The sequence below is a fragment of the Xanthomonas sp. 3793 genome (assembly GCF_024806835.1).
Classification (GTDB): domain Bacteria; phylum Pseudomonadota; class Gammaproteobacteria; order Xanthomonadales; family Xanthomonadaceae; genus Xanthomonas; species Xanthomonas arboricola_F.
On record NZ_JANTYU010000003.1, the window covers coordinates 470295 to 490662 of the forward strand.

General features: G+C 60.3%; 18 protein-coding genes and 3 pseudogenes. 6 read left to right on the top strand and 15 right to left on the bottom strand.

Translation table 11 applies throughout. From position 1 onward, the window contains the following. Positions 1–95: 95 nt before the first annotated feature. A complete protein-coding gene (locus FHY18_RS22085; RefSeq protein WP_343237545.1) occupies positions 96–455 on the bottom strand; it encodes an excalibur calcium-binding domain-containing protein in 360 nt (119 codons plus the stop codon). Between the two features lie 75 nt (positions 456–530). After that, positions 531–1076, bottom strand: a complete 546-nt coding sequence (locus FHY18_RS12345) for a hypothetical protein (RefSeq protein ID WP_259155977.1) — start codon at positions 1074–1076, stop codon at positions 531–533. 283 nt (positions 1077–1359) lie between these two features. On the opposite strand from FHY18_RS12345, the gene FHY18_RS12350 reads away from it, so the two are divergent. Further along, positions 1360–2856, top strand: coding sequence for a hypothetical protein (locus FHY18_RS12350; RefSeq protein ID WP_259155466.1), 1497 nt, complete (start codon positions 1360–1362; stop codon positions 2854–2856). 175 nt (positions 2857–3031) lie between these two features. Here FHY18_RS12350 and FHY18_RS12355 read toward each other — a convergent pair whose 3' ends face one another. Continuing rightward, entirely contained in the window at positions 3032–3952 is a 921-nt protein-coding gene (locus tag FHY18_RS12355) for a hypothetical protein (protein ID WP_259155467.1), read from the bottom strand. A 314-nt stretch (positions 3953–4266) separates the two neighbouring features. On the opposite strand from FHY18_RS12355, the gene FHY18_RS22065 reads away from it, so the two are divergent. Beyond that, the gene (locus FHY18_RS22065; RefSeq protein WP_259155474.1) at positions 4267–6390 is read left to right on the top strand and encodes an ankyrin repeat domain-containing protein; all 2124 of its coding nucleotides are present in this window, start codon (positions 4267–4269) and stop codon (positions 6388–6390) included. Between the two features lie 236 nt (positions 6391–6626). Here the strand turns inward: FHY18_RS22065 and FHY18_RS12365 are convergent, their stop codons facing one another. From FHY18_RS12365 to FHY18_RS12420, 12 genes and pseudogenes are all read right to left on the bottom strand, one after another. Further along, entirely contained in the window at positions 6627–7040 is a 414-nt protein-coding gene (locus FHY18_RS12365; RefSeq protein WP_259155477.1) for a hypothetical protein, read from the bottom strand. Positions 7041–7043: 3 nt separating this feature from the next. After that, a pseudogene (locus FHY18_RS12370) lies at positions 7044–7231 on the bottom strand (hypothetical protein); the annotation flags it as partial. A gap of 90 nt (positions 7232–7321) precedes the next feature. After that, positions 7322–7699 (bottom strand): hypothetical protein, encoded by a 378-nt coding sequence (locus FHY18_RS12375; protein ID WP_259155486.1) that lies wholly within the window; start codon positions 7697–7699, stop codon positions 7322–7324. A 1019-nt stretch (positions 7700–8718) separates the two neighbouring features. Beyond that, on the bottom strand, positions 8719–9102 hold the full coding sequence (locus FHY18_RS12380; RefSeq protein ID WP_259155492.1) for a hypothetical protein: 384 nt from the start codon (positions 9100–9102) through the stop codon (positions 8719–8721). A 303-nt stretch (positions 9103–9405) separates the two neighbouring features. After that, positions 9406–9825: pseudogene (locus tag FHY18_RS12385) on the bottom strand (XVIPCD domain-containing protein); the annotation flags it as partial. Positions 9826–9831: 6 nt separating this feature from the next. Beyond that, on the bottom strand, positions 9832–10239 hold the full coding sequence (locus FHY18_RS12390; RefSeq protein WP_259155505.1) for a hypothetical protein: 408 nt from the start codon (positions 10237–10239) through the stop codon (positions 9832–9834). Between the two features lie 339 nt (positions 10240–10578). Then, positions 10579–10731: a hypothetical protein gene (locus FHY18_RS12395; RefSeq protein ID WP_276577247.1), complete on the bottom strand. Its 153-nt coding sequence runs from the start codon at positions 10729–10731 to the stop codon at positions 10579–10581. A 133-nt stretch (positions 10732–10864) separates the two neighbouring features. Continuing rightward, the gene (locus tag FHY18_RS12400; protein WP_259155513.1) at positions 10865–11239 is read right to left on the bottom strand and encodes a hypothetical protein; all 375 of its coding nucleotides are present in this window, start codon (positions 11237–11239) and stop codon (positions 10865–10867) included. Between the two features lie 1610 nt (positions 11240–12849). Next, positions 12850–13338 carry a hypothetical protein gene (locus tag FHY18_RS12405; protein WP_259155991.1) on the bottom strand — a complete coding sequence of 163 codons (489 nt, stop codon included), beginning with the start codon at positions 13336–13338 and terminating at the stop codon, positions 12850–12852. Between the two features lie 51 nt (positions 13339–13389). Further along, a complete protein-coding gene (locus FHY18_RS12410) occupies positions 13390–13527 on the bottom strand; it encodes a hypothetical protein (RefSeq protein ID WP_259155517.1) in 138 nt (45 codons plus the stop codon). A gap of 14 nt (positions 13528–13541) precedes the next feature. Further along, positions 13542–14171: pseudogene (locus tag FHY18_RS12415) on the bottom strand (hypothetical protein). Between the two features lie 86 nt (positions 14172–14257). Further along, on the bottom strand, positions 14258–14674 hold the full coding sequence (locus tag FHY18_RS12420) for a type I toxin-antitoxin system SymE family toxin (RefSeq protein WP_259155526.1): 417 nt from the start codon (positions 14672–14674) through the stop codon (positions 14258–14260). 724 nt (positions 14675–15398) lie between these two features. On the opposite strand from FHY18_RS12420, the gene FHY18_RS12425 reads away from it, so the two are divergent. The 4 genes from FHY18_RS12425 (at position 15399) to FHY18_RS12440 (ending at position 20276) form a co-directional block, all read left to right on the top strand. Then, the gene (locus FHY18_RS12425) at positions 15399–16097 is read left to right on the top strand and encodes a hypothetical protein (RefSeq protein WP_259155527.1); all 699 of its coding nucleotides are present in this window, start codon (positions 15399–15401) and stop codon (positions 16095–16097) included. Between the two features lie 551 nt (positions 16098–16648). Then, positions 16649–17293 carry a hypothetical protein gene (locus tag FHY18_RS12430; protein WP_259155528.1) on the top strand — a complete coding sequence of 215 codons (645 nt, stop codon included), beginning with the start codon at positions 16649–16651 and terminating at the stop codon, positions 17291–17293. A gap of 186 nt (positions 17294–17479) precedes the next feature. Continuing rightward, complete coding sequence (locus tag FHY18_RS12435; RefSeq protein ID WP_259155529.1) at positions 17480–18163, top strand: hypothetical protein; 684 nt, start codon at positions 17480–17482, stop codon at positions 18161–18163. A gap of 22 nt (positions 18164–18185) precedes the next feature. Next, complete coding sequence (locus tag FHY18_RS12440; protein ID WP_259155536.1) at positions 18186–20276, top strand: XVIPCD domain-containing protein; 2091 nt, start codon at positions 18186–18188, stop codon at positions 20274–20276. The last annotated feature ends 92 nt before the right edge of the window (positions 20277–20368 follow it).

A 20368-nucleotide genomic window follows, 5' to 3' on the forward strand; every position in this document is an offset into this window, starting at 1 on the left:
TACCGGGCCACGCATCCAGCACAGATGCGTGCCCATGCTGGCAGCACGGGTGCGCCCTACGTGGTAGTGATGCGCTGGCAGGATGGCGTCGTGAATCAGCGCCGACGCGACGGCTCGCATCCCACGCCATCATGATCGCGATCCAGATGTGGGCCGTATCCTGGATCGCCACGCCGCACCGGTGCAGCACCCGCTGCACGTGCTTCTGCGCAGTTGCGGAAGACAGCCCCGGTCGATGGCATCCACGGGGGCGGATCAAGCGGCTCTGCAGCGGCCGTCGGCTTGCCCTCGCCACCGGCGCTGCGGTGACAGTGGTAGCCACCGTTCTTGCGGTCGTTGTGACAGCCTTGCTTGTTCAATCCACCCGGATGCGCGACAGCTGCAGGGGTTACCCAGGCAATCGCGGTGATGCACGCGGCCAGCAATAACGGGCGTGATGGCATTGAATCAAGCATACGAGAATCGCCACTGCCGATCGTGCAGCGCTTGCGCTGCACCCGTTGTATTTCTGCTTCGACGATGCGCTGCAGTTACTTGCAGTCTTTGGCGACCGGCGCCACATCCACCGGACTGACCTGGCCGTTGGCGTCCACACGGTTGACCGCCAACGTGCACACCGAGCTACGAAAATCCAGGTTCAGGGCCACTTCGTAATCTGCGCCCGGCTCCGGGACAAACGTGGAAGCAAGCAATGCGCCGCAGCTCCAGCCGATGTGGTACCCAGGCGCCTGATTCCAATGTGCCGGCGAACTCGCACCAGCCTCCACAACGACCGGCTTACCCGGCTCGATCGTGTATTCCTTGTAGAACGGCTTGGAGCCGATCATCTTCCGGTCGCCTAAACGACGCGTATTCTCCGTCTCCGGGATGCCGATGGGCTCATTCTTCACCGAGCCCATCAACGACCCGAAAGCGCTTTTCAGCGAGCCGGATGCGCGCACCTTCTCGCCATACTTGGCCGTGCACACTGCATCCTTGTACAGCACGATGCCAACACCATTTTGACCAAACATCCGGATGCGCGCGCCGGCGCCTTCGGTGGATGAGGGCGCAGCCTCTGCGGCCATGGCAGGCATCGCAGACACCAGAGACAAGATCAGCAATCCACGCAATACGTTCAACGTACTCTCCACTATCGCAATCCGACTATTCCATTGAGCTTGCAATAGCGGCGCGATGTGCCGGTTCTTGACCACAGACGATGGCTTGAGGTGAAAAGTGCGCAGCAGCGCACGAACAGGCAGCAGATCCGCGCCGTGCGGCACGGCTCCCACTCGCGATCTTTCCCGCCCACCCGGCTGCCCAGACCACTGGCATGATGATGCCCGGACGTTGACCACTAACGCAGAGGAGGCACGGATGTCACAGCACGCTGTCGAGGAGTTGATCGAACGCTGCGTCCATCTGGTCGATCGCGGCACCTTGAGTCGCACGCACAAGGCAGCGCTCCTGCGTAGCTTGCTGGGGCTGCAGGCGCGCTACGACACCGGCCTGACCTGGTTCCGCGTGCACACCGAGCTACTGCGCCATGGCGTGCTGGTGCGTGCAGCGGTCGAGGACATCGACGATGCGACCCTGCGCGCGCAGGCCCTGGCCGCCGAAGCGCCCGGTTGGCTGGAGGACGCACAGGGAAAGGTCTATCTGCAATGGCAAGACCAGGCACGCGTGGTCTACCGCCGACCAGACACCGGCCACACGCTACCGCTGGCAGAAGTGTTCGGCGACGTTCTGAACCTCGCCCACCAGGCCGATGACAGCGCGTTGTTCACCGACTGCTACGGGCTGTTGGTCAACGGCTGGCTGGACGAGACCTTCGACGCCGCCGACGGTATCGCCCCCACCCTGGACGGCCTGCTCGGTTCCGACACCCTGCGCGCCATCCGTGCACTGGTCGCGCACCGCGGGCTCAAGCCTCGCCGTGGCGCGCCCGAGGACCTGGCCCTGCCGCGGCTGGCCGACAGCGGCACCTCCGCAGAGATCGAGCGCGAGATGGGTCTGCGGTTTTTCCTGCAGCCCAAGCGCACGCCTGCGGCGTTACGCACTGCGGGTGACAAGGCCCGACGTCAGCAGGTGCGTCTACGCGAGCTGCTCCCGCAATTGGTGGAGCAACACCTGGGCACATCGCTGCGCGCTGCTGGCTGGTCTGCTGTCACGGTTGAAGCAAGCCATCGTTGGCAATGGATCCGCGACCACGACGGCAGCCGTCAGTGTCTTTGGGCAAGCTATGACCCGAACCTGGGCGAGCTGATGGTCCAGGCGGGGCTGCAGCATGCCCGCCTGCTGGCCTGGCAGCAGCGGGCCGCGACCACGCAGCTGCATGACCTGCATTGCGTGGCTGATGCCACAACCTTCCTGGGCAGGCAGGTCCTGGACAGCGCGGACGTGGGCGCCTACGGCGGCTGGGCACTGAAGCCAGCCCACAGCGACGCCGTGCTGAGCGCTGCCCTGGCCCGTCTGGCGACGGCACTGCCCGCACTGGATGTGCACTTTCTCAGGCGCATCACCGATCAGCTGGCCGGCCCCTGGTTCCAACGCTCCGCCGACACTTGGCTGCAGCTGCTGGAACACGGCGACGACAACGGCGTTGTGCCGCCCGAGGTGATATTCGCCAGCCCGGACAGCGTGCTGCTGGCCTTTGTATTCTTCCACCTCGAGTGCGGCGAACAGACACGTGCCAACGCATATGTCGAGCAGTTACGCCAGCGGCTGGCCGCACGCGCCCGTCCAACGGTCTGGCATCGTCAATGGCTGGCGCCATTCCTGCAGCAGTGGGAGCACGGGGCAGGCACTGCACCCATGCCACCGCTGCTGCACCCACTGCTGCTCGATCACCTGCGCGCAAACGATGGCGGGTGATTGCCGCACCACGCCGTCGATACGCGGCTGGCGCGGCTCAGGCGTGTGTACGGAGGCCTTGCAGGTCAACATCTTGCTGCCGCAAGCCGCGGCGCCGCGCAGGCAACGCGGCGCCGCATTCCAAGGCCTTGTCCGCTTGCAATGCCGGCAGCGCACAGGCATCGCGCACAGCCCCTCAATAGCGTAGCGCCTCCGCTGTGGGTGCCATCGGCGCAAACCGCGCCTTGCTGAAGTCATGCAGCAGCCGAGCCGCCTGCTCGCCCTCCTCGGGACAGCGCCGGAAATCGCTTTTGCACAATCGATACAGGCAGCCGCCGCGCGCGTACACCAGGTCGCCGCCGTCCCAGTCGGCCCAGTCGGTACCGGGCATGTCCACCAGCACGACGCCCTCGCGATCCAGTACGCGGTGATCCAGCGCATACCAGGCGTCGTTGCGGGTTCCCACCGCATGCAACGCCGATTGCAGTCGGAGCCCGCCACTGCCGTCCTTCTCCCACACGCGTGGCCGCGCAAAGCGATAAAGCACTCCGCTTCGCAAACCGCCGCGTTGGCCCTCACCGGTGTCGATCGTTCGCCAGCCATCGCGCTGCCGCAACATGCTGTCGATCGGCTCGTCTTCGCCACCGCCCGACCATTGCCCGACTGGCCGCACCGTCATCCCGTGCTTCAGACCGAAGCCGGTCGGTAGCGGAAACGGCTCGCGGCCTGCCTGCGGGCGATGATTCAACAGCAGCGTCTGCTCGTTCTCGAACACGCCACCACCACCCCACGTGTCCCCTTTGGGCCACAGCGCCAGCGCGGTGAAGAACGGCGGGCGCGACAGCGCGGTCCAGGTTCCGAAATCGCCCTTGTGCTTGGCCGCGAAATACACCAACAGCCGCCCCGACGGCGACAGATCGCAACGCCGTTCGTAGATGCGGCCCTTGAACCATTGCCCGTGGGCGAACGTATCGGTACGCAAATCCCAGGCGATCAACTGCACCTGCTTGCTGGGCCCGCGCCGGAAGATCACACCGCGTCCCCCGTCGCGCGCCAGCAGGGCATACAGCCGCGTAGCCGGGGTGAACCTGTCTTCCATCTGCGATGTCGATGGCATCTGCATCCTCCGTGGATTGACGTTGCTCCCGCACCGATGCAGTTCAGCCACATCTGGCTGCAGGCAGCATGTATCGCAGCCGCCGCACGGTGTCGTGCCGATTATCGAGCCCAGGCAACAGAGCGCAAGGTCTGCGCTGCAGGCATTCCGGGGTCGCGTCCTGGTGTACCGCTCGCGCTTTGCTTGCTGCCTGGCGCTGAACCCCTCGCGGGTTATCCTTTGCCCCGCACGCAGCTGTCTCTTCTGCCTTCTGCGAGGAACCGCACCTGAGCAAGGTCACCCGTCGTCAGTTTCTCGAAGCCGGCCTCCTCGCCGTGGCCACAGCGGGCGTACTCGGCGCCTGCGCCAAGCAGGGCACCGCCCTGCACACACGCTGGACCCAGTGGCAGGCGAAATGGCGCTGGATGGAAGCCATCGCCCGCAAGCGCCACTGGCGGGTGACGCCGTTGCGGATCGCCCCGCCTGCGACCGAGCGGCAGCTGGTCGCGCTAGAACGCCGCTACCGCATGCCGATCCCCGCACAACTGCGCCATGTCCTGCGCGAGCTGTCGGCGCAAGTGAGCTTCGGCTGGTCTGTGCCCTCGCACCTGCGCGCGATGGAACAACAAGACCTGCCGTCGATGAGCTGCAACCGCGACGCGGTGTGGAGCCTGACGCACATCGATACGATGGCCCTGCCGGTGTTTCTGGACTGGAAGCGGGAACTGGCCACGCGCGATCTGTCCGAGGCACCCAACAGCCCCGCGCTGTGGGAACACCAGTTCGCTTTCTACAGCCTCATCAACGGCGACTGGCTGACCATCGACACCACGCATGCGGATCCGGCCAGGCAACCGGTGCGCTATTTCTCGCACGAGCTGGAGATGCTGCACGGCCTGGCGCTGGCGCCGGACTTGTTTACCTTCATCACCCAGATGTCGGCGCTAGGCATGGCCGGTACCGAATGGGCCTCGTGGATGCGCTTCGGCAACGGCCAGAAAAACGACACCTTCTACATGGACGCCGGCAGCGAAGGCGCCAAAGCGTGGCTGGCCTGGCTGCAGCGCGACCCGGCACAGCCCGACAACGACACGCCGCCGTTGCCGGTGGTGGAGCGCAGCGCGGCCGATCGCGCATTGCTGGATGCGGCACGTACCGATTCGCTCGTCGGTATCGAGGCGGCCTTGCTGGCAGGCGCCGTCCCCGACTGCACGCCGGACAGCGACTGGCTGAGCGAGCACATCGCCACCGATCAGGAATTTGCCACCGCCATCAATTACGCCACCCGGCACGACAACACGGCCATGATCGAGCGCCTGCTCAAGGCCGGCGCAACGCTCAATACACGGCTGCTGACGCTCAATACCGCAGTCAAACACGGCACGCTGGCCACCGTGCGCTGGCTCATCGCGCACGGCGCACGCGTCAACGGCTGGACCAATCAGCGCTACTGGCCGTTGCACGACCTGGTGGTCACCCGCGGACCCATCGCCGCGATGACCCGCGCGCAATACCGCCAGCACCTGATCGACAGCACCAGCATCGGCAGCCTCGACTCACTGGATGCCATGATCGTCCAAGCCAAGGACGCACAGACCCGCGAGCGCTATCGCGCCGCCAAGCGTGCCCTGCAGCAGGCCAGCCAGGAGGCGGTGAAAGACGTCGACGGCAAGCTGCGCAACCACCTCAACCTGCAGGACTATCTGGACATGCTGGAAGCGCTGCTGGACGCCGGCGCAGACCCGGACGCACGCTGGGACAACGGCACCACCATGCTCGGCTGGGGCGGCGTGGCCACCGCACGCGTGCTGCTGGCGCACGGCGCCGATCCCAACGCGCGCGACATCCACGGCACCACGCCGCTGCACACCGCCAGCACCGGCGAAAAGGTACGCGTGCTGGTCGCCGGCGGCGCCGACATCAACGCACAGGCCATCGCGCAAAACCCTGACGACTCCCTGCACTACACCCCGCTGCAATCGGCGCTGCTGTCCCACACGCTAGCCGGCAACAGCCCCATCACCGCGCTGCTGGAACTGGGCGCCGATGCCACCCGCAACGCGGCCGATGGGCGCTCATCGCTGGCCTATTGCTTCCAGCCGGAGTTGGTGCGCCTGATCATGAGCAAGGGGCTGGACCCGCTGGCCCTGCAACCGGGCGAGCAGACCTTGTTGCATAACCTCACCGCCCATCACTGGCTACCGCGCCACACCTTCCCGAAGGAAGTGGCCTTTCTCGATTTTCTGCTGAGCCTGGGGATCGACATCAACGCGCGCGACGCCAGGGGCCGCACCCTGCTGCACTACGCCGCCGAACAGGAAAGCAACGATGAGAGCACGCCCAACTACGCGCTTGTCCTGGCCAGGGGTGCTGACAAGACCATCAAGGACAACGATGGCAAGCGCGTCGTCGACCTGTTTGCCGCCTCGCTGCAGACGGTGCGCGCGGCATTGCGGTGATGTGCGTCAAGGCCGATGGCATGTACATCGCTCCATAACCTCCGGCACGCTACAGCAGACGCATGAACAGAAAAATAAAAATCCCTTTTCTGACGACCGTCCCAGCCAATCAAGAGAACTAGCGCATTAAATTCAACGGGCAACACGTGCAGTGCGGCTCAATGCGTCGCGATACCAACAGCACCCCTACGCAACCTCACATCCGGCTTCCGCAGGTTCGCAAGGTCGACCACCGCTCAGCCTAACTGCGCTGCCCGTTGAAACTCGATAGGCCCTTGATAGCCCGGATACTTCTTCTTGATCAGGATGTGATCGGATGGTGCGACACAGCTGTCCTCCAGGGAGTTGCCCGCATGCGCCTCATCCACGAAGAACTCTTCATAAGGCAACCGCAGCACGAACGTTTCACCCCCGCGATCGAACTTCAGCAGCAGGTTGTCATCGCGCTCGAAGCACAGCGTTTTCCAAGGGAAATCGGCCAGCTTGCCGGCTTTGACCACAGCCGAGTCCTTGCCGGCCAGCAGCGCATCCACATGCGCGGAAAATTCCTGCTTTGAAATCGGCGATTCGGCCATCGCGCATCCTGCAAAGACAGCAGCAACCAATGCGGACGACACCAACGGACATTGGCGCAGAATAGCAAATGGCATCCGTCACGGCTCCTTACTAGGGGGAACTGCTGTTTTACCAAATATGCGCAGCGCATGCTTGGCGCCGATGGCAACTCTCGGTTGTTCCAGCCATAGGCCGCTGAGGCGGGCCCAGGGCAAATACTGGACGTCGACGTGGTCGTGGGTGCCGGCGAGTGGGTGTAGCTGACAGCGTATTGGTGCGGGCGGCGGCAAGGTGGTCACGGAATAGTGACTTCAACCTCTCGATGATTCGCAGGCTCCTACCCCAGCGCTGAAAACATTACGTGTCGCCAGCCACCTCAACGATTGTTGACCAACGCAGCGTGCATGGCGTGCCCGTACGACTCCTCGCTGAATCCCGGATTATTTTTCTTGAAATCCTCAAACGCCTCTTCAAAACCAACTTTGACTTCGCTGTAACCAAGCCTAGCCATGGCAGGATAATTCGCATCTTTAAACATCTGGTAACAGCGTTGAACGACTGCAGCAGAGTCCTGCTCCGATATTTCCGGAAAGGCCTCCTTAACATCAATAATCGCCGGCTTCTGTCCCGGCCCCCAATTTCGTACAAACCAGTTGTAAAAACAGCAAACGAAAGCTCCATCCAGCAAATTTTCACGCCGGGCCTCAATTATCGTCATCTCTCTGGCTTCCGAATCTTCATTTGAAATACTCAAATCACAACCTCTCCGGCTTTAAGTTATCATCCAAAAGTTAAGAACGCTTCAAATTCATCCAGTGCTAGACATCAAAAAACTCTTGCAGAGCAAAGGACACTTGTGTTTCATCGAGATTCCTCGTGAGATGTCAATCCCTGCGATACCCGCAACAAACACTCGCCTGCATTGGATGGCGGATATCTTAGACCATTGGTACTGCGGGGCGATCGACTGCTCGCACCGCTGACCCTACGCCTGGGATTTTAATTGGCGCTGCGCGTCGCTCAGGACCTGCAATTGCGCCAGATATTTTCATCGCCATCCATACCACCGAGCTTCATCACGGTGGATGCGCTCGTGATAGCTGATAGGCATCACTGATTTCCTTATCTACAACTACATTAAATTAGAGTAATCCCCGATCTCATCGCAGGCCTCTGCGGGTGGGTTACCCAGCTTCACGACTCTCCGCTTCCCTTTCGCAGCTTCTTCCTTCGGTGCGATGATACGGTAAACAAGATACAGTCCTTGTTGCGTTTCCCAAAGGCTAAATGTTGACATCTCTGAGAAGCGATAGCTTGTCCCATCCGACAGGGTCGCCTCAAAGTTGCATTCCGCATACGAGCCCCATCCACAACTAGCATCCAAGCGCTGCAACCCGTCTTGCCCCCCCCAGGTCAAACCGATAAGAACGCCCGTCATTATCCTCGGAAACTTGTGGATTGACTTGGATGGCTCGGGTCGAACCTGCACTCCCCCACCCACGGGACTGCGCACAGAGCGAGTCTTCGGATAGAGGACTCATCTCCGCGTCAGCAAATACCGCCGTACATCCCGTAATGAAGAAGGGCCCAAGCATCACGCAGCCAACGGACTTCAATTTCATGAGAACTCACTGCTCGAAGAACACCATGTTGAAATGGACCGTTGGCACCGAAAGCTCCCCCGGTCCCCGGGACGACTGCGGCATTGGGAGACCGGCGCTTCCATTTCCATCCGAGATGGTGATTCGCCTCTATCAACCCAACCTAGCCAGATCATTCACACCGCCGATATTGCTTGACTGATTCGCCGTCGGAAATCACCAGATGCTCGCCCTTCAAGATGTACAGGTCCTCAGTTATTACATCTGGCGCAATGTCCGACGCTGCGGAAACAACCCATGCATGCGGGCCGGTGGAAACAAGCTTTATTTCCACCGGAGTCTCCTCGCGCTCGTACCCACGCAGCCTGTTGTTCTCGACACGTATGGGCGAATCAGAATCAGGATTTAAAGGCAGCTTGCAGGATTCCGGGCCCAGATCCCACATCCCCTGGAGTTCTATGGGATATGCAATGGACTGACGCGCCTTGGCAGCTGACGCCGCATTGCAGCTAGGCAAAAGAAGGGTAATTGAGAGCAACGCAATCAACATCCGCATACTTGCCTCTAATCGGTGGCCATGGCCGGCACGCAAGCCTGATAGAGGCCGCGTGACTACTATACCTAAGCCCTCACCAAGCAGGTACATCAAACCAGGCTGCACTGCAGCCTGAACCCACTTAGCCCTGATCGATAGTCCCGTGGAACTTGTGAATCGCCCGCCCGGCCGCCGAGGTGCAGGCGGGGCAAGTGCTGGTCCCCGGCGTGGTCGTGTTAGTGGGCGCCGGGATGTGGGTGTGGTTGAAGGCACATCAGCGCGTGTAACGGGCTTGCGTGCAGGCGGCCGGTACTTACCTGACCCTCAGCGCGTCATCGACGGACCAGCCTGGGTGACGGCTTCCTGCGATTGCTCGAGTGCCTGCTGCTGTTCGCGCGCCCGGGCCTGGGTCTGATTGATTGTCTGCAGGCGTTCGAACGACTGGTTCTCTGGCGCCTGCACGGCGTCCACCGTCGGCATATATGCATGCTGTTGGGCCCGATCATTCAGGGCGCTCTGGACGACGAAGACCTTCTCGCCGCCGGCCAGCTGAGTCGCTGGGTTGTTGAGCACCACATGATCCACCCGCGACAACCCTTCCTCTTTTGCCAACGCCAGCAGGCTGGCGATCATGCGCTGGCTCGATGCATCCCACTCCCTACCATGCTGGGCATCGAGCTGCGTCACGCCACCCTTGATCTGCTGGTACAGCGCGTGGCCTGCATGGCCTGGCTGTGAGGGCAACTTATCTCAAAGTTTGCTGATCGAAATATAGCTCAGGTGTGACTGGTCTTCCGTCAAGCCAAAGATGACCTTGGTTCCGTTAACTGTCATCTCCCAATAGGCTCTGGAATCTCGCGCATCTGGTCGAGGCGGGTAAGGAACAGCATCCACCCAGGGAGCTTCCACAAAATTCGGGCCAGGTGGCTCGAAATCGATAACCAACTTCCCGCGCGATGGATCATCTGTCGCATTAATGAACTCAACACGCTGTACCTTTTCACCTGCCAGCATGCCCTGCTCGCTTACCCGAAACTCTCTTTCTCCGTCTAGGTGCCGTGGTCCAAATTGAGCTTGGAGCTGAGTACCAACGGCGGCGACATCCTGGAAGTCTGTTGCGATCAAACGATCCACATCTTGCTTGAGGCGTTCCGTCACGTCTTTGCTCCTGGTTTTAGCGAAGGGCTTTGCGGCCGCTACGGCTAACTGATCGCGTGGAGTACTCGGGGCACACCCCGCATGAAAGGTGCATAGTGCCAGTAACGCAATCGGCAACAACGTTGCCCAAGGGAGCGTATTACGTCCTTGGTTAACTTGCCGGCCATGGGATTTCCCAAGATGAAAGGCCATCTCTCTGATCTTGCGCTAAGAGTGTCGCTGGAATCTAACACGTCAATGACCTCGCATCAGGCGGCGGCAGCCTTTACTCCGCGCGGTTCTGCGTTTGCAGGATCGGCCAGCGGCGTACAGGATTCACCTGAATGCAGCGGGCGGCGCTCAGCGACGCGCCCTAAGTTGCTTTGCAGGCACCTCCACCGGCGGCAACACCTCCATCAACAGCTGCCCTTCGCTGGCGGTGATGCGCAGCCTAGTGCAGATGGCAAAGCCCAGTTGTTCCAGCCGTAGGCCGCTGGGGCGGACGTGGGGCACGTGCTGGTCGCCGGCGTGCTCGTCTGAACGCCACCGTCAGTGTACTTACCGAACGCATTTCCATTCGCCTGCGTGTTTGGATCAACCCAGCTATGCACCCCCAGCACGATCCGGTCAGCCATCTCCCACTTCCCTAGATGTCGAACGACTGGATACCGTCACTGTGCGTGATGCGCACGCGATTTCCCGCAAATGGAATGACTACCTTCCCTACAGAAGGTGGAAGCCCCGGCAACAAGTCGACCATCGCCTTGCATTGCTCGTGGATGGAACACCGAATAATCCTCACCGACAAGGAGCCATTCACCACCTCATAGTTAGCACCCGCAACGTAATACAAACTCTCCAATGGCACCTGGAAATCTATCCGAACATTCTCAGCATCCTGCCTATGAACGCCGAGGGGAGACAACGACAACTGAGAATATTGAACCGGCAATTTGTTTTCTGCACATGCAGTAGTCAACACAGCAAGTACGGCCATCATCAACAAATTTGAATTTTTCATAGCTTACGCTCCATGGCCTGGACCAACTTCAGGTATGCATTGTTTGTGAAACGACGTTAAGGATTCATCAGTAGCACTTGCTGCAACTGGCGCCATTGCTTGATAACACAAAAGGTGTGGATAGATACTAGATAATAGACTTTAAATAAGATGGTTCGACTTCATAAGTTATAGATCGCCCTGATTGTTTCCTTCGCTGCTGTCGCCACATTGAACCCAATCCAGTGCGTGTTCGCTTCAGCTACGACCCGGCGGCGTATCGTTGGTCCAGTTGCCCAGCCAATCTGGGCCAGCGCGGGCACTGCGCACTGACACCACATCCCTGCTGGCTTGCGCTTGGCAACGACCCGATTGAGGGATCCCCTGCCTACCGCGCCCTGCTCGATGAAGCTTGGTCCGACGAACTGCTCGCCAGCATCGGCCTTCATCTACAGAAGCAGCGAGCATCGGGCCACGATGCCTTCGCCAAGAGCCGACGCTTTGCAGGCGCCAGTCCTGCTCACCGATCACGCAAACTCAGTCCCGTCGACTGATGAGTTAACCTAACGCCGCTACTCCTTATCCACTCGAGCCGCCACCGCTTCTCCGCGCGGCCCAATGCGAGCGTTCACCCCATGGAAATCCTCTACTCAGGCACTGACAAGAAACTTTGCGATTCGCTCACTTTGATGCTCACTGAATCTCAAATCGAGCACGAGACTGGCAAGCGCCTGTACATCGTGCAGATAAATGACGCTGATGAAGTACATCAAGTTTTGGTTCATTGCAATGATTGGGACAGCGCAGCCCGACAGCTCGACATGCTTACCAGGGAGATGCAATGCAAAGAGGCACCTGTATCAATGAATACTAGATCGCGCCCCCAGTACGCCGCAATGATCATGATTTCTCTTGTAATCTCTGCCGGTCTTGCCGCAACAAAGCTGCTCCCCAGCGCCCCAAACCCTTGCCTATTCTTACCGCAGCCCCCCACTCCAATCCGATAAGCGACTGGCAGGTCGTGTCGTCGACACCGGCAACGCAGCGATCAAAGTATCAGGGGCCACTTATGGCCGCGAAACACAACGTCCAACAGACGCTGCGGCGGCTGGTGCTCGAGCTCGGGCATTTACAGATTTGAAGGAACATAAGAATTTAACCGACCTGAGTTTCCCCGGCACGACGACAGCCCGGGCGGCGCGTCTGACCCACCTGACTCCACACCCCTGCCAACTTGTGCTTGGCAATGACCCGCTCAAGCGATTAACGCCCACGCGCTCTGCTCGATGAAGCCCTGCCCGACAAACTTCTCGCCAGCATCTGCCTTCATCTACAGCAGCAGCTAGCACTAGGGCACGCCGCCTTCCTCGCGATGGTTGAAGCCAAGAGCCGTCGCTTTGCAGGCGTCAGGCCGGCACATCGGCCGCATAAGCCTAGCGCAGCTACTGATAAGTGAACCCGACCCTGTTAGCCGGTACCGATCGAGTAGCCACTTTTGTCCGCCGGTTCGAGTGTCGGCGTTGACGCCTTGTCGCCTGCGACAACCAGTCGATATGCATCGTATCGACTCTCGGAGGTGACACCCACCGCGAAGTAGAGGGTCGCGCGCAGCACCTGGTCCGTGAGCGCACTCATTGGTCGTCCTCGGGATCCTTACAATCCTTGTCAAAAGGCACTTCCTTCCCAGCGATGTCCTGATGAAGCGCGACGCTACGGCGGTAGACAGAACCGTACTTCTGATATTGGACAAGTTGCCCATTTTCTAGCCGGAACTGATCCTCTGGCCGTGAAAAGGTGGGGCATGCGGCGTAGCTGTTTCCCCCGTCATCGCTGCAGTAACGGACATACAACGTGTCTCCACGCACCTGTCCCTGCAGTTGTCCATCATTGCCGTGGGCGTTCGTCGCCGCGCTCCAATCCCCCGTGACGCGATCGCCATGCTGCTGCAGATGCAGGCTCAGATAGTGGCCCAAGTCGCATTTCTTGGCATACGCCCACTGTCCAGAAAACGAAGGGGCCCTGCTCGCGGAAGTAGAGCTTGCACACGAGGCGATCAATCCCATCGCCACAACCAGAGCTGCCACCGGAAAACGAGGCCTTGATCGCACCTGCTCAGCCATTTGGTCGCTCCTTGGACATGGTCTGCGGCTCGCATGCGCGGAAGATAGCAACTACACTGCTTCGTTGATCTGGCGGGTCAACTCGGGCGAATCGTTCAGGACCCGGTTGAAGTTGTCCAGATGCTCACGTGTGACACCTGGTTGCTGACCAAATGACGCCACCACGGCACTTGCTTCTTGGCTCAACATGTCCGCTCCTAGGACTAGCGAACTTGAACCCACTCGACGCACTGATGAGTGGTACGCGCTAAAGGTTCGTCAGCCTCGCCACGTGGGAAGAGCTCTACGCGCATCCCTGGGCGCTGAAAAACATCGCTCATCCATCATCCATCCTCGACAAGATTGCGCTGTCGCGAAAAAACCATTTTCTCAAGGTACGCCGCAAATGCCTCGAAGTCGATCTGGCAGATATCCGACATAGAGGGAGACGCTTCTGGCGGGTTAGGCAGGAACAGGAACTCGAACCACGCGCCCTTTACTTCGGTTCTGTTGACACCAAACCCGTAGTTCCAGTCTCGGGTCAACGCTCCGCTGGCACCGAGCCGCCCGGAACCATCATCGCGATGCTGTACCGACTGGCCCATTGCTCGAGACACATGGTCGGCAGTGAACGATTCAATACTGGCACCTGTGCGAATCAGCTCCAATACCCGCTCCAATGCTTCCTGCGCAGTACGTGGTCCACTTTTAGACTGATCTGCAGGTACGTGATCGGCTGAGGAACGCATGGCAGATGTCTCCGTGACGGTTGCCGGGGCTGGGGTGGCCGCCGTGTGGGCGCATGCGCCCAGGGCGAGGGCGGCGAGCAAGGCGTAGAGGGGGCGCGCGATCATGAAGCGTCCGTTGTGCGCTGGTGTGGCTGCGACGCTAGTGGCATGCGGCATTGAGGTCAATCGCAGGGCTTCTGGCAGCCGCAGCATCATCGCCGCACGCTGCGCGCCTTGGCGGGCAACTCCACCGGCGGCAACACCTCCATCAACAACTGCCCTTCGCTGGCGGTGATGCGCAGCTTGGTGCCGATGGCAAAGCCCAGTTGTTCCAGCCATAGGCCGCTGAGGCGGACATGGGGCACGTGCTGGTCGCCGGCGTGGTCGTGGGCACGGGGGTAATGGGTGTAGCTGACGGTGCATTGGCGCGGGCGGCGGGCGCAGCGGGGTGCGCGCAGCGTGCCGGGGCCTTGCGGGGAGGCGTCCGGGTCGGGCGGCAGCATCGGTGGAAGCTTGCTGCGGTCGGGTTCCACAACGACCCACTGCACCCGCTTGGGCGGCGTGGGGCGCGCACGCGTGCGGGTGAGCCGTGTGCTGGCAGATGCCGTAGGTGGGAGGCGGCGTGTCATGGCGCCTCCGGGTGATGGTGAGCGGCGGATGCGGCAGCGCACTGCTGCAACGGCACGGCCCTGCGTGCGGACTGGCGGTGCGAGATGTGCGGTAACACGCCGGGCTGGCGACTCAGCGGATGCACGGGATCGTCGCGCACCTGCTCAACAGCCGCGCGTGCGGCGAGCCGGCGCAGCACCTCGCCCATATCCCACAGCAGGCGGTGAGCGGAAGCTGGCGACAGATCAACCGGCACAGATGCCGGCATGAATGGTGCGGTAGACATGGCAACGCCCTCCTGGAACAACCCAAGAACCGCCGCCAACGGCGACGGGATGTCGGGAGGTTCGAAACCGCAGAGAGCCGGCGGGCGTATTTCCCCGAAGGGTGTTGTATTAGCCGCCCTCCCGACGCAGGCATCGCGTCGGCTTGTACCTGTGGGATGCAGGCACAAAAAACCCACCGGTTTGACGGAGGTGGGTACCGCTCTCTGAGGAGTTTCGACGCTCCTTGGGTTGGAGATTGCATCGCACCGATCGCGATGTCAACCGTGGCCATCTGCTCTTAAAAGGCAGATCCAAAAGGTACGACCACACAGCCTGTCTGCTCAGATATTGGAGATCACAGACCCGCTACGCACCGAGCGCATTACGAGAAAAATTTCGTGCTGTCCAGCGCTTCCACCTGGCCGTGTAGACCAGACAGATCTAATCTCGCCGTATCACTCAACTAATGGCAGGCTTCATGGAAAGTAGCGACGTAGCACCAATCTTGCCCTTGACCTTTAAGGCTTTAGAAGAACGCCTCAGCGCACTACCGGAATTTCCAGCAGATACCGCCAGCCCAAGCCGCCTCATGCGCGGCGCCGCCATCGTTATGGTGTTGGCAATCGCTTCGACGCTGATTGCATCATTCCTCAGCTTCACGAGCGTTCCGCCTCAGTTGCTAGTGAAGGTTGCAGCCGCCGGCCTCCGGGTTGCATTAGTGGCATTGGGCGTCCTGATGATGCTGGGCATCTATGGGATTGTGAGCGATCTACGTCGATGGACATTAGATCAAGCAATGCGCACTGATCATCAGCTAGAGCAATTTCTGCAGGAGGTGACTTGGCTGCAAGGGCATCCGGCAGCAACCTTGCAAATCATGCTGGATCACGCTCGCTACAGCCATACGCGCCGTGCGGGCCGCATTGCGCTGTTGGCTGGAAGCATCGACAAGCTAGGTCTTCTGCCGGTTGCAGTGTCGCTCTTTCTGGTTCTGCGCGCCGGTGGCAATCCTTTAGCAATGTCCCCATTGACAGCAATGGTGGGTATTTTCCTGCTGTTCTTTTGGATGATCTGCTGGGTTGCCACATCAGCTAGGGGTAAACTGCAGACCTATGAATACTTGCTCGACATGGCGCTAAAGGGTAAAGAGAAAGGCGTAGCAACGGCTGACGCATAAGATTAGGGGCCAGGCTAAGTCAGGTCAGCCCCCCCTGCAACTTCATAGCTCTGCTATCTCTTGGGGCGCATACTTGCAACCGAACTACGCATGGATGACCATCTGTGTGATTGCGGTGGAGTTGTCACATCATGAAAACGAATCCTCGCGCCGACCTTAGTGTTCTAGCACTACTAGTAGCCGCTAGCCTCTTCTTCATACCAGGGTGCTCTGCCATGCAGCAAGACTCACGGCCCGGCTTTAATACGCAGCAGTCTGCCTCCAAGGCGAGGCAAGAGCTTCAGGTGGCTAATCCTGTTGGGTTACCGCTTACGACTGCGCAGAAGAACCTTGAGGATCTTGGATTTCGCTGCCAAGCGTTGAGCTCTCCCGGCGCAGGTTACAAGGCGTCGGTAATGTGCACGCTTTCCCCTGTTGTGAAGGAGGCCCAGCCATCGGTGACAGCGCCAACTGTGCCGGTTACCTGGATGGTGGGCCTTCATTCTGCTGACGGAGTCCACTTGAGCGCGCTGGTGGTGAATCGGGCTCCGCAGGATATTGGAGAATAAGTTATGGATGAGCAGAAGAAGGCAAAAATTTTGGTGGGAGCAAGCGAGGTTGCTGGTGACCGCCGCCACCTTTACCTGCTCTTTCAGAAATCCGATGGCAGCCAGACCGTAGTACGTGGAGGGCCCGACACTAGAGCCGAGGGAAATGACTTGGCGAACTTTGCCGAGAGCACAGTTCTTGGCTCGGAGAAGTTTGGGCACATTCGAGTTGAAGCAGCTCCTTACATTGCCCCTTATGAAATTGGGTACCGGCTCAGACAAGACGGCAACTACGAGCCAGCGCCTTTGAACCAGTTGGATCCCTCCGAGCCGGCTCTTGCGAGGGATGCCAAGGGCAACATCGTGAAAGCGACGGTCACCGCACCAGACTGGCCCGCACCGGGCGAGCGCCACGAGCGCATCGTTGCCTGGAGCGGTTCTGACCAGGAATTATCCACAAAACTTGAGTCTGCCCTGAAGGCTGGGGATCAGGTCAATCACGCACAACTGGAATATTCTCCGCTGTACAACAACAGCAACGGTGTTGTCAGCACTTGGCGTATTTCCCCGAAGGGTGTTGTGTTAGCTGCCCTTCCGACGCAGGCATCGCGTCGGCGGGCGTGCATCGGTAGCAGCATCGGGCAGCGCGGCAGCGGTGCTCCGACTTGACGCAAGATCGGATAACGAGCTAAAGAGCGTCAGGGAAGACATGATCGATGAAGGGACATGGCGAAAACACCTCCACTAAAGATCACGTGGCTAGCCTGCGCGGCAATCGCGGCCCTCGCTACGACAGCCTGTTCGGCGCAGCCGCCGCCCGCTCCCAACCATGCCCCTGGCAGCGAGCGACCATCGGTGACCGCAGCGCAAGCCGCAGCCGGCAACGCTCTGCAACCGGGCGAGTACATCACCGAAAAGGGATGGGGGCGTCTGCTGCTCAAGGAGCAGAACGGGGCGTTAACGTTTTCCTTGGAAAGCATCACCGGGGAAGATGTGTGTGCGTTGAATGGAGCGATCGACGGAGATCGGGGCGTCGCCAAGGGCGATAACGGCCAACCCGACTGCAGCGTGAAGTTCACCAGCGGCCAGCAAGGCATCAATGTAACCGCGGCCATGCCCAACGAATGCAAGGCATTCTGCGGCTACAACGGCGATTTCGAAGCGCCCTACCTGCGGGTGAAGGATGGCTGCGGCCGGGATGATCTGGATCGCACACGGACTGCATTCAAGCGCTTTTACGAAGGCAAAAACTACAAAGCGGCGCTGACCACTCTGTCCCCGGCACTGCCGAATTGCTTGCCGACGCTGGAATGGGAAGAAGAAGGCGCCATTCGCAACGACCTGGCCATCACTCAGTACAAGAACGGGCTTTATGCGCAGTGTCTGGCCACACTCGACAAGTATGCCGAGGACGCCGGCAAGGATGACGATGCTGCGGTGGACGGCTGGACGCCTGTGCTCGCGGACCGCTACTTGGCAATCGTGCGGGCGGCGAGAACAAACATCGGCTTGTGCCGTAAAGGCGCAATGAAGAAATAAGCCACAAGAGGGAGGGAGTGTGATGGCAGAAGGAAATGAGGGCACTACTACTACGCCGCCGCCAGCGGCACTGACGGATGCGGAACTGCGGGCGCTCGCATATTTTGGGGTGGGCCTCGGCTCGGAAGGTGGCAACAGTGGGAAGAACGTTTCCTACCAGCTCTCCTTCGCAGGCAATGTCCACAATGGAGTGATGACCCCAGTGGGGAACAGCGGTTACTCCATCGGCACCCTGCAGACCGATTTGGGCCAGCATCCAGAGGTAGCTACTTCCCTGGTGGAGGCCTATCAAACCTGGGCTAGTACGGCTCACCCCGACTGGGTGCTCACCGACGCCCAGCAAACCCAAACGGCCAGCGACCTTGGCCGCAACGGTCGCACGATCACGGCCCAGAACGGCCGTGCCTTGGACGCAACGGTCAAATCGCACCTGGACAGCTTCCTCGCATCGGACGCGGGCCTCACCTACGTCCATGACCGCGACACCGCCCAGGTCAACCTGCTGATGCGCACTGGCAGCGGGGTCAATCAGCTCCGAGACACAGCACTTTACCAAGGCGCCACACTGGACGAACAGGCCAAGTTGGCCACGATCGTGCTGAAGTTGGAGAATCAGGGCGGCGACCGCTACTACCCCAGGATCATCAACGGGATCAACAACGGAACGATCACCAGTGCAGAAGACGCCCAGACCACCGTCAACGGGTTTTTGCCGAACCGCGGTGGTCGAAGCCGAACCGAACCGGATTACGTCGAGACCGGCGTTGCACATGCCCTTGAGGCAACTGACGTGTTCAACGCGTTACGCAACGCAGACACGCGCAACCCATTGCATCAACCTTGGCAAGACGTGTTGGCCAATCCGCTAGTCAACCCGACGCAGACGGGCCAGGATGCAAACTGGCCAAACCTCAGCTCGGAGTACACGGCAGTAAAGGATCTGTTCCTGCAGAAGACCAAGGCGCCTGCGCTGATCGAAGCGCTGGACCAGGGCGGGGCCTATGGCTACAACGTCCCTGATCGCCAGGGACGCCCTCGGCCGCAGTCCACGAGTCTGTATGCATCGGGCAACGACTTCATCGTGATGGACGGAAATGGAGCGGGGAAGGCCTACATCGGCGGTACCTGGAGCGACACGAATCGCGCTGACCTTACGCGAGTGAATAATCACGACGGCACTGTCGATCTGAATATCAACCGCGCTGGCACCACGGAACGGCTACTGCACGTGGATCCTGGCGCGCCGGTATTGCGTCCGCCACAGCCAACGACAGGTTCCGTCGATCAGATGGCCCCCATGCCTGCACAAGCGGTACCGGTTCCGACTACCGGTGAGCGTGAGCGTATTGACCAGAGACAAGGCGTTGTTGAATCCGGTCCAACACCGTTGCTACCCACAGACCTCCGCGATCGCTCGCATCCTGGGAACCCGGCATTTCAGCGGACGCTTGGCGAGGTCTACCGCATGGAAGATGGTCAGGGCATCCCGCACGGTCCGCACAGCGAGAAAGTGGCCGCCGCACTGTTGGTGGAAGCGGAACACAACAAGCAAGGCATCACCAATGTCGAGATGAGACCTGATGGCCAGGTTCAAGGAATCGCGCGTTATAACGCCTTCGAGTCCGAGAAACGTGTGAGCGTGAACCCTCAAATCGCTCAATCGGTAACGATGGAAACGTATGCAGCGCAGTGGTCACAGGCGCGCTCACCGCATTACGCCAGCAACGCGCCAGCGGCCGAGCGGACGCCCGAGCAGGCCGAGGCATTGGCGCTGCTCTCACCCGTGGATCGGCAGATGTTCGACAAGATCCGAGGCGCTACACCCGCACATCTATCGGACGACGTAGTGGCCAACGCCTTCTACGCGGCGAAGCAGGATGGCATTGCGGACGCGTCGAAGGTCGCCAGTGTGGGCATGGTGGGAGATCGGCTTGCGGTGAACGGTACGACGCCAGGCCTCCGCGGCATAGTGGACGTGTCACAACCAGTACCGCCGATGCAAGAGACCACACAACAGGCATTGGCATTCAATCAACAACAGGCGATCACCCAACAACAGGACGAGGCCCAGCGGCAGCAGCGCACGCAGGAAACCAATACAAGAACCGTGTGAGTTGCGCGCTTGGCTGAAACCGTGCAATTTTGCTTCATGCGGTCGTATCGCCAAGCGACAAGATGCTCTGCCATTAGGCAACTAACCGACCC

Excerpts from the sequence above, each read along its gene's own strand:
- FHY18_RS12355 (WP_259155467.1), bottom strand. The coding sequence starts at position 3,952 with ATGCCATCGACATCGCAGATGGAAGACAGGTTCACCCCGGCTACGCGG.
- FHY18_RS12425 (WP_259155527.1), top strand. The coding sequence starts at position 15,399 with ATGGAAAGTAGCGACGTAGCACCAATCTTGCCCTTGACCTTTAAGGCT.
- FHY18_RS12350 (WP_259155466.1), top strand. The coding sequence starts at position 1,360 with ATGTCACAGCACGCTGTCGAGGAGTTGATCGAACGCTGCGTCCATCTG.
- FHY18_RS22085 (WP_343237545.1), bottom strand. The coding sequence starts at position 455 with ATGCTTGATTCAATGCCATCACGCCCGTTATTGCTGGCCGCGTGCATC.
- FHY18_RS12430 (WP_259155528.1), top strand. The coding sequence starts at position 16,649 with ATGGATGAGCAGAAGAAGGCAAAAATTTTGGTGGGAGCAAGCGAGGTT.
- FHY18_RS12410 (WP_259155517.1), bottom strand. The coding sequence starts at position 13,527 with ATGTTGAGCCAAGAAGCAAGTGCCGTGGTGGCGTCATTTGGTCAGCAA.
- FHY18_RS12420 (WP_259155526.1), bottom strand. The coding sequence starts at position 14,674 with ATGACACGCCGCCTCCCACCTACGGCATCTGCCAGCACACGGCTCACC.
- FHY18_RS12345 (WP_259155977.1), bottom strand. The coding sequence starts at position 1,076 with ATGCCTGCCATGGCCGCAGAGGCTGCGCCCTCATCCACCGAAGGCGCC.
- FHY18_RS12400 (WP_259155513.1), bottom strand. The coding sequence starts at position 11,239 with ATGAAAAATTCAAATTTGTTGATGATGGCCGTACTTGCTGTGTTGACT.
- FHY18_RS12440 (WP_259155536.1), top strand. The coding sequence starts at position 18,186 with ATGGCAGAAGGAAATGAGGGCACTACTACTACGCCGCCGCCAGCGGCA.
- FHY18_RS12365 (WP_259155477.1), bottom strand. The coding sequence starts at position 7,040 with ATGCCATTTGCTATTCTGCGCCAATGTCCGTTGGTGTCGTCCGCATTG.
- FHY18_RS12380 (WP_259155492.1), bottom strand. The coding sequence starts at position 9,102 with ATGCGGATGTTGATTGCGTTGCTCTCAATTACCCTTCTTTTGCCTAGC.
- FHY18_RS12405 (WP_259155991.1), bottom strand. The coding sequence starts at position 13,338 with ATGGCTGAGCAGGTGCGATCAAGGCCTCGTTTTCCGGTGGCAGCTCTG.